Annotated in this window: 1 protein-coding gene; it reads right to left on the reverse strand. The window is 42.6% G+C overall.

Going from position 1 to position 22883, the window contains the following annotated elements; translation table 11 throughout:
• Positions 1–146: 146 nt before the first annotated feature.
• Positions 147–22730, reverse strand: coding sequence for a DUF5776 domain-containing protein (locus tag K5Q07_RS04775; protein ID WP_220729952.1), 22584 nt, complete (start codon positions 22728–22730; stop codon positions 147–149).
• Between the last annotated feature and the right edge of the window lie 153 nt (positions 22731–22883).

Here is a 22883-nt window from a genome sequence, read left to right on the forward strand (position 1 = left end):
AATATAATTTAAAAATGGTTTTAATTATAGAAGTTAATCCTTAATATTTTCTTTATACTTTCTTAATATTTGTAATAAAAAAGTAGCAAAAAAGCCACCCATCATGATGATGAGTGGCTTTTTTCGCCGATTATTTAATTTCATCTTTAGTAGTTATCCTTTTGGACAAACGCTGTATTTGCTGTTATATATTCGTTTTTACCAACATAAAGTCTAGTAATTCCGTAATATTTAACTACTTTTTGAACTTTAAATACATTTCCGCTTTGGAGTTTTACAGTCCAGTTCTGATCTGTAAATTTCAAATCGGTGTGAATTCTAACACCATTCTTAGCTATCACTCTGAACTTCTCATAATTCTTACGATAGTAACGACTAGTTTTAACATCAGTCTTAGAAGTGGTATCAGTATTCTTACGGCGGAATGTTACCTTAGCATTGCTGCCACGGTAGAATTCCTTCAAGTAAGCGTCGACATAAGCATCGCTATGATCTGACAAGCTCTTTGGAAGTGATGTGTGTGATGCCTTGTACTTCTTAGCATCTTGAGTTGCCTTACGTTGTTCGTAAGTCTTTTCATCAATCACAAATGACTTGTTACTTGTTACGTAACGACCATCTCCAATGTAGAATCTGGTGATTCCATGGAACTTAACAACCTTTTCAACTCTGATGATATCGCCACGACGTAGTGTTGATACCCAGTTGCGATCAGTAAAGTTCTTGCTTGTATGAATCAAAGCATTCTTTTGAAGTCTAAAGGTAGTGTAGTTCTTTCTGTAATAACGACTTTCCTTCTTTGGAGTGATTGTTACAGAGTAACCTGGGTTGTTAATAGTTTGTGGCTTCTTAACAACTGGAGTTACTACCTTCTTGGTAGTGTTTGAAACAACCTTCTTATGATTTTGCTTAATTGTTGTTGGTTTTGCCTTAGTCTTATGACTCTTAATTACTGTTGGCTTCTTGGTCTTTTCAGTCTTCTTGACTACCTTCTTCTTAGCTGGTTTTGTCTTGACTACTGGAGTGACCTTCTTAACAACCTTCTTCTTGGTTGTCTTCTTAGCCTTCTTAGTAACCTTCTTATCTGCCTTGGCTAGTTTGGTTGCAACTACGTAATCCTTGTTACCAGTGATAAATTCACCGTGACCAATGTAGAATCTTGTAGTTCCGTAGTACTTAACAATCTTAGTAGCCTTGAATAGGTCACCCTTCTTCAAGGTGATTACCCAGTTGTGCTTAGTAAACTTAGTGCTGCTGTATACGCGAGCACCGTGTTTGTTAATAACTCTGTACAACTTGTAATTCTTCTTGTAGTACTTCTTAGAAACCTTAGAGAAGTCGCTTTCTTGTGCGGCTTTCTTCTTAGCCAAGAAGTAATCGTAAGCACGTTGGTAAGTTGCTTGGTAAGCCAATGACTTACCGCTAACATCTTGCTTAACTCCCTTGTTGGCATCGGCACTGGCGGCAATTGTTGCTTGATATGCATCATCAGTAGCAACGTTGCCAGTTGGAGTTTGCTTACCATTACTTTGAGCATCTTGGTAACCCTTGTAAGCAGAATCAGCATAAGTGAAACCAACTTGGTAATATGGATTATCTGACTTGGATTGTGCATTAGCCTTGTTACCGTCGTTGTAACCAGATTGTGATTGTTCGTAACCCATCTTGATAGCAGCGGCATCTTCAGGTGTTGCTGAGTATTTAGTAACTGCAGCAGCTTCGCTTAATCCTTCAGTGTATGCCTTTGCACCATTGTTTGCTGCTTGTGTAGCAATTTGTGCTTCACGTTGGTAAGCGGCAATGAATACTGGATCAGTACTATCACTTAGATGGTTGTTTGGACGGTTTGAATTAATATCAATCAATGCCAATACAGAACCACGGTAAGTGTTATCCACATTAGTGTTGTTGGTATGGTTAGCTAATTGATCAGTACCTAATTGTACTAATTCAATACCAACCTTGGCATCATTGTAACCCTTGGTGAAGACATCCTTAACAGATTGGTTACCACCAAATTGACCTAATGAATCGTTCAATGAACCATTTTGTAGGTAAGTGACACTGGCAGTCTTAGCAACTTGACTTGCGTAAGCCAATGCCTTGGCGTAAGCAGCTCTGTATGGAGCACCCTGTTCAGCATTTGCATATTGACCTGGATTTCCATTCTTAATGTCGTTAAGTGCAGCAGCGGCTCCACGGTAGACACTGTCTTCATTAGAGTTAGTAGTATGGTTGACACCATCGTTAGCATTTTGCAATGCAAGACTGTAACCATTTTGGGCATCGCTGTAACCCTTAGAGTATGCAGCACGTTGAGATTGGTTATCTCCGAATGTTGCCAATTGATTATTCAAGTTGACATCATTACCAAATCCAGTCGCACCGTTAGTAGTTTCAGGTTGGGCAGCTTGTAGGGCCTTTTGATATGCGTCGATGTAGACGATATCATCTGAAGCCTTAGCTTGCGCTCCATCTGTTCCACTCTTAACGTCATTGATTGCATTCACAACAGCCTTAAATACTAGGTCATTGTTACTGTTTGCAGTGTATGGACTGTTTTGATCAGGGCTTTGTTGAGCTTGGGCGTATGCCTTTTGAGCATCTTGGTAACCCTTAGTAATTGCATCCCTATCAGCTTGGTTGTCACCAACATGGTCCAATAGGTCACTCAATTGACTATCACTTAGGTAACCTGTGATACCAGTTCTTAGAGTTTCAATTGCTTCAGCTAAAGCCTTATCGTAAGCACTTTGTGCTACGACATCAGTGTCGGATGGACGACTGCTACCAAGTTGACCTAACTTAACATCGTTAAATGCAAGTGATGAACCATGGAATGTTTGATCAGCATTAGTATCAGTTTGTCTGCTTTCTGTGTCAGGCTTGCTCTTGGCTTCACCGTATGCGGTTTGAGCATCAGTGTAACCACGACTGATTTCATTCTTAAGAGTGGTGTTGTCACCTTGTGTAGCAAGCAAGTCAGCTTGTGATTGACCTTGGTTAAAGCCAACCGCACCACTTTGGGCAAGTTGGTTAGCCAATGCTTTCGCACGGTTAAATGCTGAGATGTATGCTGGGTTAGTTTGTGATGCATCTGGAGTAGCATCCCTATCTTTGGCGACAGCGTTGAATGCGTCTGCAGCTCCGACGTATGCCACGTCTTCGTTGCTTGATGTCTTATGATCGGAAGTCTTAGTTGCATCCTTTTGAGCGGCATTGAAACCGTTGTTGGCATCGGTGTAACCAGTAGTGAAGACATCCTTCAATGCTTGGTTATTACCAAATTGACTTAGTGAGCTGTTAAGGTCGGCACTGTTACCGAACGCGGTAGCACCAGCGTTAGCTTGTACTTGAGCTTCTTGTAATGCCTTAGCGTAAGCTGCTCTAAATGGTGCTGATTGTTCTGCGTTGGCATTTTGACCAGCATGACCATTCTTAACATCTTGCAATGCTGCAGCTGCACCACGGTAGACTTCATCACCATTGGATGATGTGTTGTGGTCTGCACCGTCATTAGCATTTTGAAGTGCTTGAGCGTATGCAGTTTGGGCATCACTGTAACCTCTAGTGTAAGCATCCTTTTGAACTTGGTTGTTACCAAACTTAGCAAGTTCATCTGCAAGGTTAACACCTTGACCGAATCCAGTTGCACCATTGGTTGCTTGAGGTTGTGCTTCGTTCAATGCACGTTGATATGCATCTACATATACCTTGTCGGTTGAAGCATTAGCTTGAGCACCAACTTTGTTAGACTTAACGTCGGCAATTGCGTTTGTAACGGCTGCAAAGACTAGGTTGCTGTTAGTGTTAGCAGCATATGGGTTGTTTTCACTTGGGTTTTGTTGAGCTTCTGCGTAAGCAGTTTGAGCATCATTGTAACCCTTAGTGATTGCATCCTTGTCCGCTTGGTTAGTACCAGCACCGTTAACAGTGTTATCAAGAGTAGCACCCTTGATGAACGCGTCACTACCGTTCTTAGCAACACCTTGAGCGTAACTCAATGCCTTGTCGTAAGCACTTTGAGAGACTGCATCACTGTCAGCTGGACGACTGTTTCCATCGGTACCGTTCTTAACATCGTTGAATGCTAATGAAGCACCATGGAATGTCTTGTCAGCATTACTATCAGTTTGATGAGTAGTTGTATCAGGTTGTGCTTCAGCTTGACTGTATGCCAATTGTGCATCTGTGTATCCACGACTGACCGCATTTTGTAATGCCTTGTTGTCGCCTTGTGCATTTAGCAAGTCTTGTTGAGCAGTTCCCTTGTTGAAACCAACTGCAGCATCTTTAGCAATTTGTAGTGCTTGATCCTTCGCACGGCTGAATGATGCAAGGTATGCTGCATTAGTTTGTGATGCGTCTGGAGTTGGGTTGTCACCACGAGATACCGCGTTAAATGCGTCGGCAGCTCCACGGTAAACCTCATCCTTATCACCATTAGTGCTATGAGTTGAACTCATATTAGCATCCTTTTGGGCATCGCTGTATCCAGCAGTCGCATCGTTGTAACCCTTAGTAAAGGCATCGCTTAATGCTTGGTTGTTACCAAATTGACCAAGTGCGCTGTTAAGGTCGGTCTTGTTACCAAATGCAGTGGCACCGGCATTGGATTGAGCTTGGGCTTGAGCCAATGCTTTAGCGTATGCCGCTTGATATGGTGCTGATTGTTCTGCGTTGGCATGTTGACCAGCAGTTCCGTTCTTAACATCTAACAATGCAGCAGCTGCACCACGATAAGTTTCATCACCATTTGATGATGTGTTGTGGTCGGCGTTATCGTTAGCATTTTGCAATGCTTGGCCATATGCTGCTTGGGCATCGTTGTAACCCTTGGTGTAAGCGTCCTTTTGGGCTTGGTTGTTACCAAATGATTCAAGTTGTTGTTGTAGGTTAACGCCATTACTGAATCCACTAGCCCCGTTGGTTGCTACCGGTTGAGCTTCGTTTAAAGCACGTTGGTAAGCAGCAACGTAAGCAGGATCAGAACTCTTGTTAGCATGAGCACCCGCTTCACCGTTCTTCACATCGCTAAATGCGTTTTGAGCAGCTTGGAATACCAAGTTACTGTTAGTTCCATTTGCATATGGACTAGTTTGACCTGGAGTTTGTTGAGCTTGAGCGTATGCTGATTGAGCATCATTGTAACCCTTGGTGAAGGCGTTCTTGTCAGCTTGGTTGTTACCTAGTTTAGCAATTTGAGTTGCTAGGTCTTGGCTGTTACCAAAACTAGTTGCCCCATTGTTAGCCACTTGTTTAGCAGCATTCAAAGCAACTTGGTAAGCGTCTTGGTAGACAGGACTAGCATCAGAAGTACCGTTTTGACCTTCTTCACCATTCTTCACATCGTTAAATGCGGCAGCCGCACCCTTGAAACTTTCATCCACATTAGTGTTACCAGTGTGGGTGGTGTCATCTGGGTTTTGACGTGCTTCATTGTAACCTTGTGATGCACTAGCTTGACCTGCTTGGTAAGCATTCTTATCAGCTTGAGTCCAGTTAGTCATGTCTTGGTTATTGTTAGTGAATTGGTTTTGTGCACCAAGTGATGCCTTGGCCAATGCCTTGTCGTATTCGGCACTGTATTGGTCTTGGTAAGCTTGGGTCTTGTTAGAACTATTGTCAAAACTCTTCTTGGTGTTGCCCTTAATTGCGTCTAGGTAACCATCCTTAGCACCGTCATGACCAGTTTGCACGTTTGTGTTAGCAGATGTGTAGTTAGCATTGGCGTCTTTTTGACCGTTAAAGTCATTAGCACCGCTCTTACCGTCTGCTACAGCTTGAGCACCTGATTGATATGCGGCACTTGGGTTGCTTGGCGCTTCAACGTTGTTAATCGCGTCATCATGACCTTGTTTAGCATCGTCGTAACCCTTTTGAGCAGCTAGACCAGTCGCACTGTTGTCATCAGTCTTAGCACTTCCACTGTTGTAAGTAGTTGCACCAGCTAATGCAGCAGCTTGACCATCACTCAATGCCTTGGTGTATGCATCAGCGTAAGCCTTGGCTTGAGTTGAATCAGTTGGTGTTGAATTGTTAGTACCATAACTTCCATCATGGAAACCATTTACAGTGGCATGGTATGCAGCCACTTGAGCGGCAGTACCATTGTATACGGAACGAGATGGATTAGTCTTAGCGTCGTTGTATCCAGTTTGCATGTCGTTTGCAGTTTGAACACCGGCTAGGTAAGACTTGTCGTTATTGTTTTGGTTAATTTGACCATTAACCTGAGCATTGTATCCAGCAGTTGCTTGATCAAACGCGTTCTTGTGAGCAACGTTTAGTGCATCATTTGAATTTGTAGCTGTATCAGGTTTGCCTGCATCGAATTCTGCAAGTCCTGCTGCAGCTGCTTGAGCAGCTTCGTTCTTAGCACTCTTGTATGCGTTGATGTAAGCAGTTGACTTGCCATCCAATGATGTATCGTTACCGGTCTTACCGGCAGCAAAACCAGCCTTGGCACCTTCAAATGAGTTGTAAGCATCACTGTCGACAATGTTGTTGTTAGCAATTGTAGTGTCACCCTTGATTGCATTGTATGCAGTTTGCGCATTTTGCTTACCTGCATTGTATGCATCTAATTCAGTTGAAGATAGTTTTGAAGTATCTGTTGTTGGATTAGTTGCGTATGCATCGTTGGCACCACTTGTAGCAATTTGTTTAGCGTTATCGTAAGCGTTGTTGTAAGCGTCTTGATATTGAACTGACTTGTTAGCCAAAGTAGAGTCCTTTGGTTCATCGTTCTTACCAGCAGAAAACGCAGCTTGAGCAGCAAGGTAGCCCGCCTTTTCAGATGCTGATTCATTACCAGTTAGTTGACCACCACTGGTGAACAATTTACGACCTGAAACCATGTCGTTGTAGGCGTTAACCCCAACCATGAATTGTGGGTTAGCCTTTTGTTCATCGGAGTAGTTACCACCAGCAGCCGCAGCCTTGTAACCAGCTACTGCATCGGCATAAGCCTTAGCAGCAACACCACTTGGTGCGTTGGTTACTGCTGGACTAGCGTTTCCATCAGCAAATGTTTGAGCCCCTTGGATAAGTGCTTGTTTGGCATCCCCTTGAGCCTTCTTGTATGCAGTTTGGTAAGCCAATGACTTATCTGAAAGATCGGTAACATTACCAGTCTTGGCATCATCGAAAGCTTGTAGAGCAGCCTTGTTAGCGTCATCTCTTGGAGTATCGCCAGTATTACTGTTTGTAACACCGTTGTAGGCATCTTGGTAACCGTTCAATGCTGATAGACCATACTTGTTACCGGTTTGAATTCCACTATCAGCGTTATCTGAGACCTTAGTACCAGCAAACCCAGTGTTAAATCCTTGTTGAGCATCTTGATAACCGTCTTGACCTAGCTTATCGCTTGGTTCTGGTTGGTTAGATACAAACGCATTTGCACCTTCATTGTATTGAACTTGCATTGCTTGGATGGCTTGCTTGTATGCAGCCTTCTTAATTGGATTGTTTTGAATTGTTGGGTCATCAGAGTTGGTACTGTGACCAGGATTATCAACCAAGTCAGTCTTAGCTTGTTGTGCTGCTTGCGTAGCACTAGTGTAGACAGGGTCTTGGTTATTGCTGTCAGTGTTACTGTTTACGATTCCACTAACGGCATCTTGGACAGTCTTAGCAGACTTAATACCATCTTTTTGAGCAGCGTTTGGATTACTAATTGGTGTGTTGTTAACAATTGAATCGAAACCGGTCTTGGTATCATTGTAACCTTGAGCCAAACGATCCTTAGCTTGTTGTGAAGTTACACCAGTAGTATCCGCAACGTTCTTACCACTATCAAATTGTTGTTGACCAGTTTGGTAGTTAGTTTGTAAATCAGATACAGCCTTGTTGTAAGCATCAACGTAGGCAGGATCCTTGTATTGAGATGTTTGTGGCTTGTCAGGGTTAGCGTCGATTGCATTACTTGCATCTGTGTAAGCCTTTTGAGCCTTAGCATATGCGTCGTTGTCGACATGGTCGGTAGTGGTGTTGTTTTCAACATCGTTTAGACCAGCTTGACTTGACTTGTATGCATTGTATCCAGATACATAAGCGTCTGTCGCACCACTTGGCAATGAAGCCACGTTATTGTTCTTAGCTAATTGATATCCATCACTAGCATCTTGGTAACCCTTAGCTTGAGCAATTGAATGAGAATCTGTTCCGTATGGTTTATCTAGTCCCTTGTTAAAGTCGCTAGCACCGGTTGCAGCATCCCTTTGAGCTTGTTGCTTAGCAGCAGCATAAGCATCGTTGTAAACCACTGATTGACTTGCATCAGTTGGTGTTTGGTTATCAGATTTGCCGTTAGCACCATCCTTGTAACCATTCAATGTTGCTTGGTATGCAGCTTCTTGAGCAGGAGTACTCTTGTATTCATTACCGTTGTTGTCCGGGTTAGTTGTGGCATCGTTAGTACCGTTTGCTAATTGCTTAGCTAGGTTGATACCAGCTTGGTAGTTCACGTTTTGGTTGTTGTTATCAGCGTTTCCAGCTTTTTGAGCTTGGTAACCATCCGATACAGCTTGATAACCAGCCTTGTGAGCTTGGTTTAATGAATCGTTTGAAGCAGTAGCAGAATCACTGTTACCGGCTTCGTATTCCTTAAGACCATCATTAGCAGCAGCACTAGCTTCATCCTTCGCCTTGTTGAAGGCATTTAGGAATGTGTTGGACTTGCCTGATAGATCAGGAGTAATTCCTGTTGATCCAGCAGCGAAACCAGCCTTTGCTCCATCAAATGCTTGAGCGGCATCTGTACCGGAAGAATTTGGATTAGTCTTGGTGTTGTCAGACTTAGTGTCGTTGTAAGCAGCTATTGCATTTTGCTTACCGGCTGCATATGCAGTCTTTTGAGCTTGAGTCCAACCATCTTGGCTAACTGGCGTAGTGTTGTTGAATGCTTCGGAAGCACCGATAGTTGCCTTTGCTTTGGCATCGGCATAGGCATTGTTGTAAACGTCTTGGTATGCTTCTGGTTTGCTTCCTAGATCACTTGGCTTAGCACTGTCATTCTTACCACTTGAGTAAGCATCTTGGGCAGCAGTGTAACCAGCCTTTTCGGCAGCACTAGCATCTCCTGGTAATTGTTCACCATTTACGTATGCATCGTGTCCCTTAGTTGATTGGTTGTATGCATCAACCCCAGCCATAAATGATGGGTTCTTCTTATCATCATCGGTAATCTTACCGTCTCTAGCAGCTTCATAACCTGACTTAGCGTAGTCGTAAGCAGCTTGCTTAACTTGACTTAGTGCATCGTCACCAGTTGGTCTAGTTTCACCATTAGCAAATGCTGTCGCACCACTAGTAGTTGCAACAGCAGCGTCCTGTTGTGCTTTTTGGTATGCCAATTGATATGAAACAACCGGTTCTTTGGAGATGTCAGTTGTCTTTAGGTTCTTGGCGTCATCAAATGCTTGAAGGGCTGCAGCGTTGGCTTGTTGTTGCATTGCATCGCCTGAAGTGTCCTTCTTGTTTGATAATGCATCTTGGTAACCAGCCAATGCAGATTGTCCAGCTGTTTGACCAGCCTTAGTAGCACTGTGTTCGTTAGGAACGCTAGTACCATTGAAACCAGCAGCAAATCCAGCTTGGGCATCGTCGTAACCTTGCTTACCTAAATCAGTGCTTGGCTTAGTTTGGTTGTTCAAGTAGTCGCTTGAACCATCTGCGTATTGTTGATGCATTTGGTTAACAGCAACCTTGTAAGCAGCCGCCTTGATTGGGTTGTTTTGAATGCTTGCATCGTCTGAAGTAGTTGAATGGTCTGGGTTGTTTTGTAAATCTTGTTTTGTTTGTCCAGCTGCACTGTTGGCAGTTTGAACAATTGGATCATTGCTACTTGAGACGTTGTCGGTTGCGACCCCGTTTACGGAATCGATAACCTTTTGTGCCATGTCAGCACCCTTTTGGGTAGTGTCATTAGCATTGTTAGTTGTAGTTCCGTCAATCTTGTCGTTAAAACCACGTTGAACATCAGCGTAACCTTGTTCAATTTGGGTCTTAGCTTGAGTTGATTTAGCACCAGAAGTATCAGCAGAGTTACTACCGTTCACGAATTGGTTAGTACCATCTTGATAGTTTTGCTTCAAGTCGTTGACTGCCTTTGCATAAGCAGTTTGGTATACCGGTGAACTATCACTAGCAGTTGCTGGTGAATCTGGGTTGGCACTGATTGCCTTAGAAGCATCATCGTAAGCCTTTTGAGCCTTGTTGTATGAAGCAGGATCGACAACGTTTGCAGTAGTTGTGCCATTTTCGATGTCATTAATTCCGGCTTGACCAGATTTGTTGGCATTGAAACCAGTCTTGTAGGCGTCAGTTGCGTTAGTTGGAACTGTTGCATCCTTATTGGTTGCAGCATTGTATCCATCTGTTGCATCTTGGTAACCCTTTCGTTGAGCAAGACTTTCGGCTGAACTACCAGTTGGTTTAGCACTACCAGCAATGTATGAGCTAGCTCCTGTGGTTGCAGCTTCTTCACCCTTTTGCTTAGCAGCTTGGTAAGCATCGTTGTATGCCTTAGCTTGAGTTGGATCAGTGGTTGTTGCGTTATCGTTATTGCCGTCACTACCGTCTAGGTAACCATTAATGGTCGCCTTGTAGGCAGCGTCTTGAGCAGCTGAACCAGAGTTGTATGAATTCTTCTTACTTGGATCAGTTAAGGCGTCGGCAGAACCTTTTGCAACGTCCTTGGCAGTTTGAACACCTGATTGGTAAGAGGTGTCCTTGTTACCATTATCAACAGTGTTATTGTTTTGAGCGTTGTAACCGTTTTGAGCTTGGGTGTAACCATTAACGTGAGCAACACTTAGCGCATCCTTGGCATTAGCATCAGCAGAGTCACCTTGTTGAGCGTTGAATTGATCAGCACCATCTTTGGCAGCTTGTTGTGCTTCTTGCTTAGCAGCATTGTATGCGTTGATAAATGTTTGAGTCTTGTTAGTTAGGTCAGTGGTTGCACCAGACTTACCGTCTGAGAAACCAGCCTTAGCACCATCAAATGCTTCACCGGAGTTACTACCAGTTGGGTAGTTGTTTTGAGCGGTAACGTCTTGCTTAGTTTTATCGAAACCAGCTTCGGCATTCGCCTTACCAGTGTTGTAAGCATCCTTTTGAGCTTGAGTCCAAGTGCTTTGATCTACCTTAGAAGCTGAGTTACCAAATGCTTCGCTAGCACCCGCTTGAGCCTTTTGTTGTGCATCAGCGTATGAATCTGAATATTCGTCTTGGTAAATACCAGGTTGTTGATTCAAATCACTTCTTTGTGGTTGATCACTTGCACCAGCTGTATAAGCGTCTTTAGTAGCGTTGTAAGCTAGCTTTTCAGCTGTGGTTGCATCACCTGGTAATGATTTTCCTTCATTAAATAAAGTACGACCATTTTGAGCATCTTGATATGCCTTAACCCCAGCCATGAATGATGGGTTGTTCTTTTCTGCTTCAGTCAACGTTGCACCAGTCTTGGCTGCATCGTATCCGGAACGAGCATCATCGTATGCCTTGGCTTGTGCATCTGTGATGGCATCGGTAACCGTCGGACGAACCTGACCACTAGCAAATGCAGTTGCACCAGCTGTGATTGCTTGTTGTGCAATTTCTTTGGCCTTGTTGTAGGCAGCTTGGAAGGCTACCGGTTCCTTGGCTAGGTCGCTTGCACTCATTGAAGTATTGTTCTTAGCATCAGCAAATGCTTGTTTTGCACCGTTGTTACCGTCTTTTTCGACTTGTGGTGCGTTCGCATTTTCATCCTTTAGAGATAATGCATTGTTGTAACCAGCAAGTGCTTGTTCACCGGCGGATAATCCGCTTTGGGCTGCACTGTGTTGGTTAGCAATTGATGTTTGACCACTGAAACCAGCAGTGAAGCCATCGTTTGCTTCTTGGTAACCCTTCTTACCTAGGTCATCACTAGGTTCGGTAGTGTTATTCAAGTATGCATTAGTTCCGGCATCGTAGTTAGCCTTGTATTGTTCTTGAGCTTGCTTGTACGCAGCAGCCTTAACAGGGTTATTAGCGATACTTGGATCAGTTGATACATCAGCATGATCTGGGTTGCTTAGTAAATCATTGTGTGCTGATTGAGTTGCACTGTTCGCAGCTTGAGCCACTGGGTCATTACTATTCTTGTATGAACCATCCACTGAAGCCTTAACAGTATCAGTGACTGTCTTAGCAGCGTCCATCCCTGCTTTTTGCGCATCGTTTGGATTAGTAATGGTTTGACCATTAATCGCAGCATTGAAACCAGCTTGAGCATCAGCGTAACCTTGGCTAATTCTACCCTTACCTTGGTCAGATGAAGCGCCACTAGTGTTAGCACTTGATTGAGCATCCATGAATTGTTGCTTACCTGCATCGTAATTGTTCTTCAAGTCAGCTTGAGCTTGCTTGTAGATTTCTTGATATGCAGGTGAAGTATTAGTAGTTGGTGCTGGGTTGTCTGGGTTAGCAACAATTGAATCGCTTGCATCCTTGTAAGCTTGTTGAGCTTGCTTGTATGCATTGTCATCAACATGGCTAGTTGGAGTTGTAGCACCCTTTTCAATGTCAGATAGACCTGTACGAGCAGATTCAGCCGCATTGTATCCAGCCATGAATGATGGATTGTTCTTTTCTGCTTCAGTTGGTGCTTGGTTCTTAACAGCGGCATCGTGACCACTTTGAGCATCCTTGTACCCTTGGCTTTGAGCTTGGCCAGCCAAACTCTTATCAGAAGTGTCTGATTGACCTGCGTTAAATGCGTTCGCACCATCAGCAGCCTTTTGCATACCTAGTGCATGAGCTTGGTTGTATGCATCGGTGTAAGCCTTGGCCTGAGCAGAGTCGCCTTCAGGAACACTTTGACCGTTATTGTTGTTATTAGCACCAGCTGTGATACCAGCTAAAGCGGCATCGTAAGCAGCCTTTTGAGAAGCGTTAGCTGGAGTGAATGACTTGTCATCGCTACCAGTTGCTTGTTGAGCTGCTGAAACACCAGTGTTTTCATCACTGCGTAATTGTTGACCTGCCTTGTATGCTGGATCGTTGGTATTAATACCAGGACCAGTTTGACCGTTGTATCCGGCTTGAGCTTGAGTGTAACCATCATTGTGGGCTACGTTCTTAGCGTCGGTTGCGGTTGAACTAGCAGTATTACTCTTGTTAGCAGTAAATTCATCGATACCGGCTTGAGCATTTTGTTTAGCTTCTTGTTGAGCCTTGTTGTAGGCCGCCTTGAATACGTCTGACTTACCGTCTAGTGAAGTTTGTCCACCATTAGTACCATCAGCGAAACCAGCTTTGGCTCCATCGAATGATTCTGAACCATCACTACCTGCAGAGTATGGGTTGGTTGCATTGACGTTGTCTTGGTTTTGCTTGTACGCATTGTTAGCGTTAGTAGCACCAGTTGCGTATGCATCCTTTTGCTTTTGAGTCCAGCCAGTTTGATCCACTGGTTGACCAGTCAATGCAGCATTAGCCCCTTGGGTAGCCTTTTGCTTAGCATCGTTGTATGAAGTAGTGTATGCATCCTTGTATGCTTGACTCTTACCAGTTAAATCAGGCATTTGACCGTCTGATTGACCGTTAGCGTAGGCATCGACAGTACCTTTGTAACCATCTTTTTGTGGTTGAGTCCAGCTAGTCATGTTTGGAGTGGTATTGCTACCAGCAGCTGCTAGTCCTTCGTTTCCTGACTTAGAATCATTGAAACCAGTATTTAGAGCTGAGTTATTCTTTTGCGCCTCAGTTAAGGTTTGACCAGCTTGTTGTAAATCATGACCTTGTTTAGCAGCAGCATAACCTGCACTTTGAACCTTTGAGATTGGATCAGTAGCAGTAGTGTTGTTGTCACCATTGACATAGCCACTAGCACCCTTGTCGTAAGCAGTTTGTGCTGCCTGTTTTACCTTAGCGTAAGCCAACTTGAATGCATTACTGCTTGAAGTGTAAGCAGAATCGTTGTTAGCAAGACCGTTACTAATGTCAGTAAGTGCTTGAGATGCACCATTGTTAGCATCAATTTGGTTTTGATCAGTTCCATCTGGGTAGTTCATTTGACCAGTTGAAACGGCATCGTTGTAACCTTGTAATGCCTTTTGACCTTCGTTAAAAGCATTGATAGCTTCATTAGTCTTCTTGGTTGATGAAGATTGACCACGAACGATTGCGTCTTCGAAACTTTGTTTAGCATCCTTGTAACCCATGTCGTATTCAGTAGTTGGGTTAGCAGGTTCAGCTTGACTGCTTAGGTATTGTTGAGCACCATTTTGGTAGTTAGCTTGCATTGCATTAACCGCGTTGGTGTATGCAGATGCGTAAACACTATTTGAAGCATTTGGATTTGAAGCTGGAACCACATTAGATACATCTGGATTAGCATCGACAGCATCCTTAGCTTTTCTAGCAGCAGTAAAGGCAAGACTGTAGATTGGGTCCCCACTAGTATTGGTTAATTTACCATTGTTGGCGACATCATTAACCGCACCTAGTAGTTGTTGACCTTCTTGGAAACCTGATTGTGCACCAGTAGTTGTAATGGTGGTTGCGGCTTGTTCACCACTTAAAGCATCTTTATAACCTTGTAATGCGTCAGTGTAACCTTTCTTCAACATTTGAATAGCTTGGGCAGTTGAACCAACCGCTGTGTATCCAGTACCAGAACTATATCCAGAAGCGAATTGTGATACCCCTTGTTGGTATTGGCCTTGTAGGTATGATTTCGCAACTATATAAGCATCAGCATAAGCTGGTGATTTTCCAGTCATATTAGGGTTGTTAGGATTGTCTGGATTTTTACTTAAATCAGTGTAAGCATCGTTGAAGGCATTGTAAGCATCATTGTATGAATTCTTATCAACAGCTGAAGTGTAACTATTTCTGTTACCACTTTGGGCATCATTATTAGCCGCACTTTCAGATTGATATGCATTGTAACCAGTCATGTATGCAGAATCGGATGCTTGAGCTGATCCAATGTTCTTAGACTCGCTAAATCCACTTTGAGCACGACCGTATCCATAGTTAAACGCTTGTGAATCGGCATCGCTACCAGTAGCTGGGTTTTGTCCTCTAACGTATGCCAAAGCACCATTAGCACCATCTTGAATTGCGATATCTCTTGATCTGTTATATGCATCAACGTATGCCTTAGATTGGTTAGCATCACGACTTAGTGGTGTTGCAGAAGCATTTGGTGTGTTCTTCAAAACATCATTAAAGGCTCCGGCAGTACCATCGTAGGCAGCAACTCTTACTGCTGAACCAGTGTAGTTAGCACCTAGAGTTGGGTTAGCCTTGGCATCGTTAATACCAGCAACAATATCGTTGAACATGGTGTTACCAGCTTTGTATGATGCACTATTGTTGGTAGTATCGAACGTATTTGTGGTTGATGCATTGTAACCTTTTTGAGCTTGGTTGTAACCGTTGCTCATTGCCTTAGTGTCAACAGTTGCGTTGGCTGAAGTGGTGTCGTAATTATTTTGTTGGCTAGCTTGGAATGTAGCAACCCCTTGAGCTTCATCAGTTAATGCCTTGGCCTTGGCGGTAGCAAAAGCAGCTTGGTAGGCATTTGATTGGGTATTAATTCCACTTACGCCGTATGAAGGTAATTGAGTGCTTGGAACATTTGGATTAGCAACATATGCGTAAGCATCCTTAACCCCGTAGTAAGCACTCTTAGAGTCACCTGATAGTCCATTATCTGTACTATTTAGTGCTTGAGCTTGTTTTACCCCATCGGCAGATTGGATACCTTGAGTATTACCTGTTGTATATGGTTTATCTTGACCTTGCTTAGTGACACCACTAGCACCATCTTGATAACCGTTTTCAGCAATAGAAACCCCAGTTGCGTAGTTACTATCTTTTTGTTGTTCAGTTTGGCTCACAGTACCGTTGGTGTAGTCATTGGCACCTGCTTGAAGACGACCAGCTGTATTACCTTGGTTGTAAGCATTTTGGTAAATTGGGTTGTTAGCTTGAGCAGCACTATTGTTGGTAGATGTTCCTTCAGTAGATGCCGAACCATCCTTGTAACCATCAACTGATCCTTGGTAACCATCTTGGTATGCGAATGGGTTAACGGTACTTGGAACGTTGGTTGGGATGTCGCTAGTTGAAGAATTGTTCTTAACGGCAGTCAAACCATCGTTGGCACCTAAAGCTTGTGAGTAAGCTAATCCATAAACAGTGGTTGTATTGGCGTTATTACGTTGTTTCTTTTGTGCATCAAGCAACGCATTCATAGTGTCTGCGTATCCTGGTTCAGTGTTGGCATTAGGGTTATTACTACCATTGTTAAAGTCCTTAATGGCATCAGCATATCCCTTAGCTGTTGCTTTACCGTTTGCAAAACCAGCGGCAGCATTGGTGTTAGCTGGAGCAGATGAATTTGGATTACTCAATCCTTGCTTAAATCCAGTAGTTAATGCTTGGTAAGCTTGAGTGTAACCAGCTTGAATGGCTGCTGTAGATTCTTGACCTGGGTTTGGTTGAACCCCATTATCGAAGTCTCTGACAGCATCTGCAGAAGCCTTGTTGATATCTGCCACGGCACGGTTGTACCCGTCAATGTAAAGTGTTCCATTTGAACTACTTGTAATTGGTTGAATAGTCCCGTTTGCAGAAGCATTGTTCAATGCATCAACAACACCATGGTAAGTTTGTGATGTTGAGTCAGATACCTTTGGATTACTCTTGGCTTCGGCAGCGTTGTAATCATTCATGAAGGTACGACCAACTACTTCACCTTGTTGATAGTTAGCGTTTGAAGCAGGAGTTGATCCAGTAGCCATGCCAAGGACTGAATGGTATCCATCCATTACTTGGTTGTATGCTGCTGTGTAAGCAACGTTTTTAGCTCCATCAGCGTTTAGTGTTGCATCAGTTGCTGATTGGTTTTGGCTCAATTGTTGCAATGCTTTGTTGGCTAAACTAGCGCCATCTGAATAAGCCTTGTTATATGCATCAACGAAGACCTTGTCATATTGGGAAGTAATTGTCTTAGAACCAGTGGTTGAACCAGTAGCAACATCCATGTATCCAGCCTTGGTACCATTGTATGCATCCAATTGATCTGGATCACTTGGTGTGTTGTTTTGAACTGATGTCTTAGCGGTATTAATCCCTGTATTTAAGTTTTGTTGTTGTTTTACACCATCAACATAACCTTGAGATTTGGTGTTAATAGTGTTTCCAGTTGTTCCATTGTATCCATTAGTTAGGTCGTTGAAACCAGTTTGTAGGAATCCAAATGAAATTTGTGGTTGAGTGTTACCCGCAGTTGGTGCAACAATTGTCTTCTTGGCAATGTCTTCACCACTTTGGTAATCGGCTTGTGCTTTGGTGTCGAACCAAGTTTGCAAGTCTGTGTACAAAGTACCACTGGTACTTTGTTGGTGATTGTATTTAGTGTTTTCCAATGATGCTAGTTGAGTGTTGAAAATGTCAGCAGCAACATTGTAAGCCACAGATTTACTACTATCATTAGCAGTTAGTGCAGCTTGGTTATTAGCTAGTGCATTATTTGAATCACTGAATCCAGTTGTCACATCATTTTGGGTACTGCCATTGTTGAATGAACTGTAACCCAACTTGTATGCATTTTGTAGACTAGTATTGAATTGAGCAACAATTGTACTACTGTTTACGTATGTTGGATCAGCCTTGTTAGCTGAAGGTGTAAATGTTGGTAGGCTTTGGTTTTTACCATCACGGGCATCCAATAGACCTTGTCTAGCAGCATCGTAACCTTGACTGTAGTAGGCGATGTAGTATCCATCATGACCACTTACAGACTTAGGTAAGTTGTTAGTGTAGTCCTGCGCACCTTGAGCGAATGCTTGGGCATCGCTACTCTTGGTTGCATCAGAACGTTCGTCACTAACCCCAGTGTTAAAACCAGTGACATAGGTTTTATCAGGGTTGTTAGTGGTAATGCTTTGGTTTCCTGGTTGGTTAGAAGCAGCAGTATAACCATCTTTGTGACCCTTAGCAGCTGTATCTACCCCAGTAGCATAGTTTGTATCACTATTGGCAACAGTTTGGCTAACGGTGTTGTTAACGTAGTCATTAGCCCCCGCTTGTTGTCTACCTTGTGCATTACCATTTTGGTATGAAGTTTCATAGTTGGCATTAGCACCAGTAGAGTTGTTGTTGGCACTTGATCCAGTAGTTGATGACACCCCATCCTTGTATCCATCAACAGCACCCTTATATCCGGTGTTGTATGAAGAAGATAGGTTTCCATCATTTTGATAACTAGCTGGAATTGTAGCAGCTTGGTTAGATACGTTTTGTGGGTTAGCACTATTCTTAACAGTGTTTAGACCATCAGATTGACCTTGATTGAAGGCAGTTTGAGCGTCTGAGAAACCACTGTTAAATGATTGTTGACCAATTGTTGAGTTGTTGTATGGGTTGTTAGCAGCTGTGTTAGCTTGCTTGTTGTTGAAGGTTTGCGCACCTTGTTCGTAAGCCTTTGGTTGAACGTATAGAATGTATCCAACTTCTTCAAGCAAGTCTAGTTTTGATTCTGTTTGAGATGTTAGATTAATGTCGGTTTGACCTTGAGCCGCCTTGTAGTAACCATACTTGATACTCTTGTAGACAGTCTTGTCCCCTACAAATGAATCATCAGATAATTCACCATGACTTGTAGCACTTGCTTCTGATGAAATGTTAGAAACCGCATGAATCAATGCTGCTTGAACAGCATCGTATGCTGATTGAGCGGCAGCTAAGTTGTAAATACCAGCAGATGAGTTTGTAACTGTTGGTCTTTGCTTAGCTAGCGCACCGTTAATCAATGATTGTCCGTATTGGAAACCGGCTTGTTCGGCTTTACTTGCATTAGGATTTGGGTTAGCAGCTGTTGGGTTTGATACGTTTTTAACCGCATTGAAATAACCTGCTTCCGCATCCAAATAAGCATTCTTTTGCGTTGGGTTTGATAGAACAGTTCCGTATCCACCAGATGTACTATTAATAATCGCGTTTCTTTCATCTTGAACGAATGAAAGCGCACCTTGGGCATCAGATAAACCAGTTGTTGTAGCTGATGCTGGAATGCCTAAGTAGGTTGAAGCAAGTCCGTATTGTGATTGAAGAGTTGCTAGTGGAAGTGAAGCCTTACTTGGATCTAGTCCAACTAGATATGCTTGGTTATATTGGTTTACACCATCTTGATAACCAGGAATATTTTGTAATTGAGGACTAGTAATCCCAAAATGGGCGTCACTAACACCGGCATCATAAGCGGCCTTTTGGTAACCTTGGATGTAGGCAACCGGGTTAACAGCAGCGTTGAATCCTGCAGTTTGTTTTAAGTCATCCAATGATAATGGTGAATTCTTATTAAATGCAGCATATCCGCTTTGGGCATCATTGTAAGCACCAGTGTAGTCGGTACTTGTTCTGGTAGCAAAGCTTTCTGCATTCTTGGCATTGGTGTTACCAAGTGAAGCATCAGTTAAACCGTCAACGATACCATTTTGTTGAACAGCTGTACTACCGGCAGTAATTCCCATATCACCATTTTCAGTTACTTTTCCGTTACTACCGGTGTTGTAACCTTCAATTGTGATTGTGTAGTTATTAGTCCCTGCCGATGGACTAGTGTTAACGATGTTGTTAACACTAGTCAAACCATACTTAAAACGCATGCCGACAAATTGAGGGTTAACGTTTCCGGTTGCACTCTTTTGTAATACAAAAGTAACTGGGATAATTTCACCAGCATAGTTGGTCGGAACGTTAATTGCTCCTGTGTATAGGTTAGGATCGGCATTTGAATATAAATCTTGTGTTGATGAGTTTGGATAAGTTGTTAAATTGTTGAAATTACCCTGTGGATTAGTTCCAGAGTATCCAACTTGGTAGTAAAGTTTTTGCCCTAAAATTGAGTTGTAGTTGGTCAATTTAGCGTATGAAGTAATAACAGTGTTTCCGTTATTATCAACAGAAACCCCACTAGTTCCTACGAATTGAACGGCAGGAATACTTTGAATTTCTAGTTGTGTTGTATTTACACTTCCACTGACTGGGTTACCAGAACCATCGACACCAGTGTAGTTAACACTACCTGATGGAAGGTTAAAGTAGTAAAGAGGAGTGATACGGTTGGATGAATCCTTTATTCCGACGTTGTATGCATTAATCCCCTTTTGGTTACCACCTGTTTGGAAGGTATTATTAGTGGTGTTGTTATTGTAGAAGATAACGTGATCACTACCAACACCGTTGATAGTTAAGTTACCGTAGTAAGGAGTTACATATCCACCATTTTGGTCGGTAAGTCCAACAATCAAGTTACCTCCATTACCAACGTAGAAATTACCATTGCTATTTTCGTTGGCAATCAAACCATATAAAGTAGCCTGACGACCACCAGAAGTGTAATAAGTCCCAGTTGTTTGTGGCAATCCAGCTTCAAGTGCCTTAACCAATCCACCGTTGATAACCTTAATTGTGGATGAACCTTGCATATCGATTGCTTGGTTATAGTAACCAGCAGTACCGTTATATGCTTGGAAGTTGATGGTACCACCATCGATAGTGATGTTACCCCCACTCATGAAGATACCACCTGATAGACGGTTAGCAGTTTGTGAAGCTAATGGAATAATATTTAAGACCGCATCCTTAGCAACGTTCAAGTTGGCTGATGAACTACGGAAGTAAATTGCCATGTTAGAACTGTTAATTCCATTTTCACCTTGTCCACCAGTATCACGACTGGCAAGGGTCATCTTGGAATTTTGTCCAAGTGTCATATTTCCGTACAATTCAATGGCATTACCACCATATACTGGTGAAGTATTACCGAAGTAATGAGAATTATTTTCTAGAACGAAGTTTTGCACTTCAAGGTTTTGTTGGTTCCCACCACCGACTGTTAGTACGTTTTGGGTAAATGGAGAATTATAGTATGCTGAATTAGCCAAATTATTGTAGTTAACCGGGTTTAAAACGTTAACATTTCCGGAGAAGTATACGTTTTGTGAGGTCGCACTAAGCAATTGTCCACCAATATAGTTAATATTGGAGTAATGAATATTATCATTAGCCCCGACACGGAATGGACCATAATAGTTGGCAGCATAAAGTGCTTGGAAATTTTGAAGATATAAATCAGTAAAGTTACTGTTAGTGAATGTGTAATCCATGTCATGGAAATCCATCATATGGTTTTGTCCATCAATTGTGATAGATGAGCCGGTTGCATTAATATTTGCGTATTCACCACCAGTACCAGTAAGTGCTGTTAAATCAATATCACCGACAATCTTAATTTTAATAACATTGTTAGCAACATTACCACCACCGGCATTCATTGCACCAGTTTGACCTGTCAAAACATTGAAGAATTGGCCACCATTAGAAACAAAGACCACACCAGATCCCTTGGCGGTTTCTTGGTTAACAACATCGTTGTAACCCATGTTGTAGTATTGGTTAGAGGTATTTACTGGGTTAAACGCAGTATTAACCTTAAAGTTGTTAGAACTGTCAAATGAGTTCGCAATTGAGTCTTTGGCACCCAAGTATGCTTGATCATATGGGTTAGATGAGTTTCTGATTCCTGAGAATGAGTTCATGTAGAAATCTTGATTTCCTTTGCTTGCTTGTCCAGGAGCAATACCGACCCACTTACCTGATTCGGCATCATTGTAACCTTGCATTGCCAAAGTCATATTTGTGGCAGTATCAAAAGCCTTCGCCAAACCGGCGTAATTAGCGTATTGTTGGCGTGCTTGTTGAATAATTGCATCGTTAGCTTGAGGAATGATTGAAGCCCCAATCTTACCGGATGATTGCACACTGACGTTATTAACATTTGAGAACTTAGATAGTAATTGTTGTTCGTAGTTTTGGGTTGAAGTGTATGCTGCATATGGTGTATCCGCACCACCACGGTATGGAGAGTCTGGACTGTTGTAGTTTTGTGGAGTTCCATCCGTTAATGCAGTTTGTGGGTTGGTAGTTGATGCACCTGTGTAACCATTCCCGTTACTTGACGCAGCACCTGATGAAGAGTTGTTAGATGTAGTGGAATTTGCTGCAGTATTGCTTGCTAGACTAGCTCCATTTGAACTTAGACTAGCGTTTTTTACGTTTCCAGCATCATCTTTTCTATTAGGTGTGTTTCCATAGTAAGTGTAATCTTGAGTACCGGCACCAATTCCTTGAGTCTTTTGGTTGTAATCGTTCATTACAGCGGCAGCGGCAGCATAACCGGCATTGTAGTAATTAATTGCTTGTCCGGTTAAAGTACCAGAGTTGTTAGCCTTACCATTGAAAGCATCTTGATAACCTTGTTGAATTTGTTGAGCGTATGTAGCTGAATCATCGTTGTTGTTAAAGCTAGGAGCTTGACCATTAGTAGTTCCTACCGTAACAGACGGAGTTGATGACTTTGCTGTTCCATTGCTTGTTGATGAAGACGCACTTGTCCCACTACTTTGGTTGCTTGAAGTTTGTCCGCTGGCAGCTGTCAAAGAAGCACTTGAACTTGATTTAGATCTAGCGCTTTGAGTGTTTCCTTGTCCTGAACTACTAGTTCCATTTCCAGTATTAGGGTTTGTGTCCGCATGGGCCTTGTTGCCACCCATAGTGTATGCGGTGGTTCCCAAAAAGGCTAAGGTAGCAACGGATACTACCACCCATTGCTTCTTAACTTTTTTCATTACTTTTTTATCTTTTACTTTGTTGAATTGTTGCTTGTTGTATTGCATAGTAATGGTCCTTTCAAATTCAATCGAGGTTTTAAAACTTTAATTAAAACTTTTTCAAAAAATATATTGTTTTGCGCTGCTATTTCATTAAAATGCGCGCAGTTTGGGTAATTTTATATAATCATTATATTATCATCTTCTTAAAGAAATTTA

It is taken from the genome of Apilactobacillus zhangqiuensis (assembly GCF_019656215.1).
GTDB lineage: Bacteria > Bacillota > Bacilli > Lactobacillales > Lactobacillaceae > Apilactobacillus > Apilactobacillus zhangqiuensis.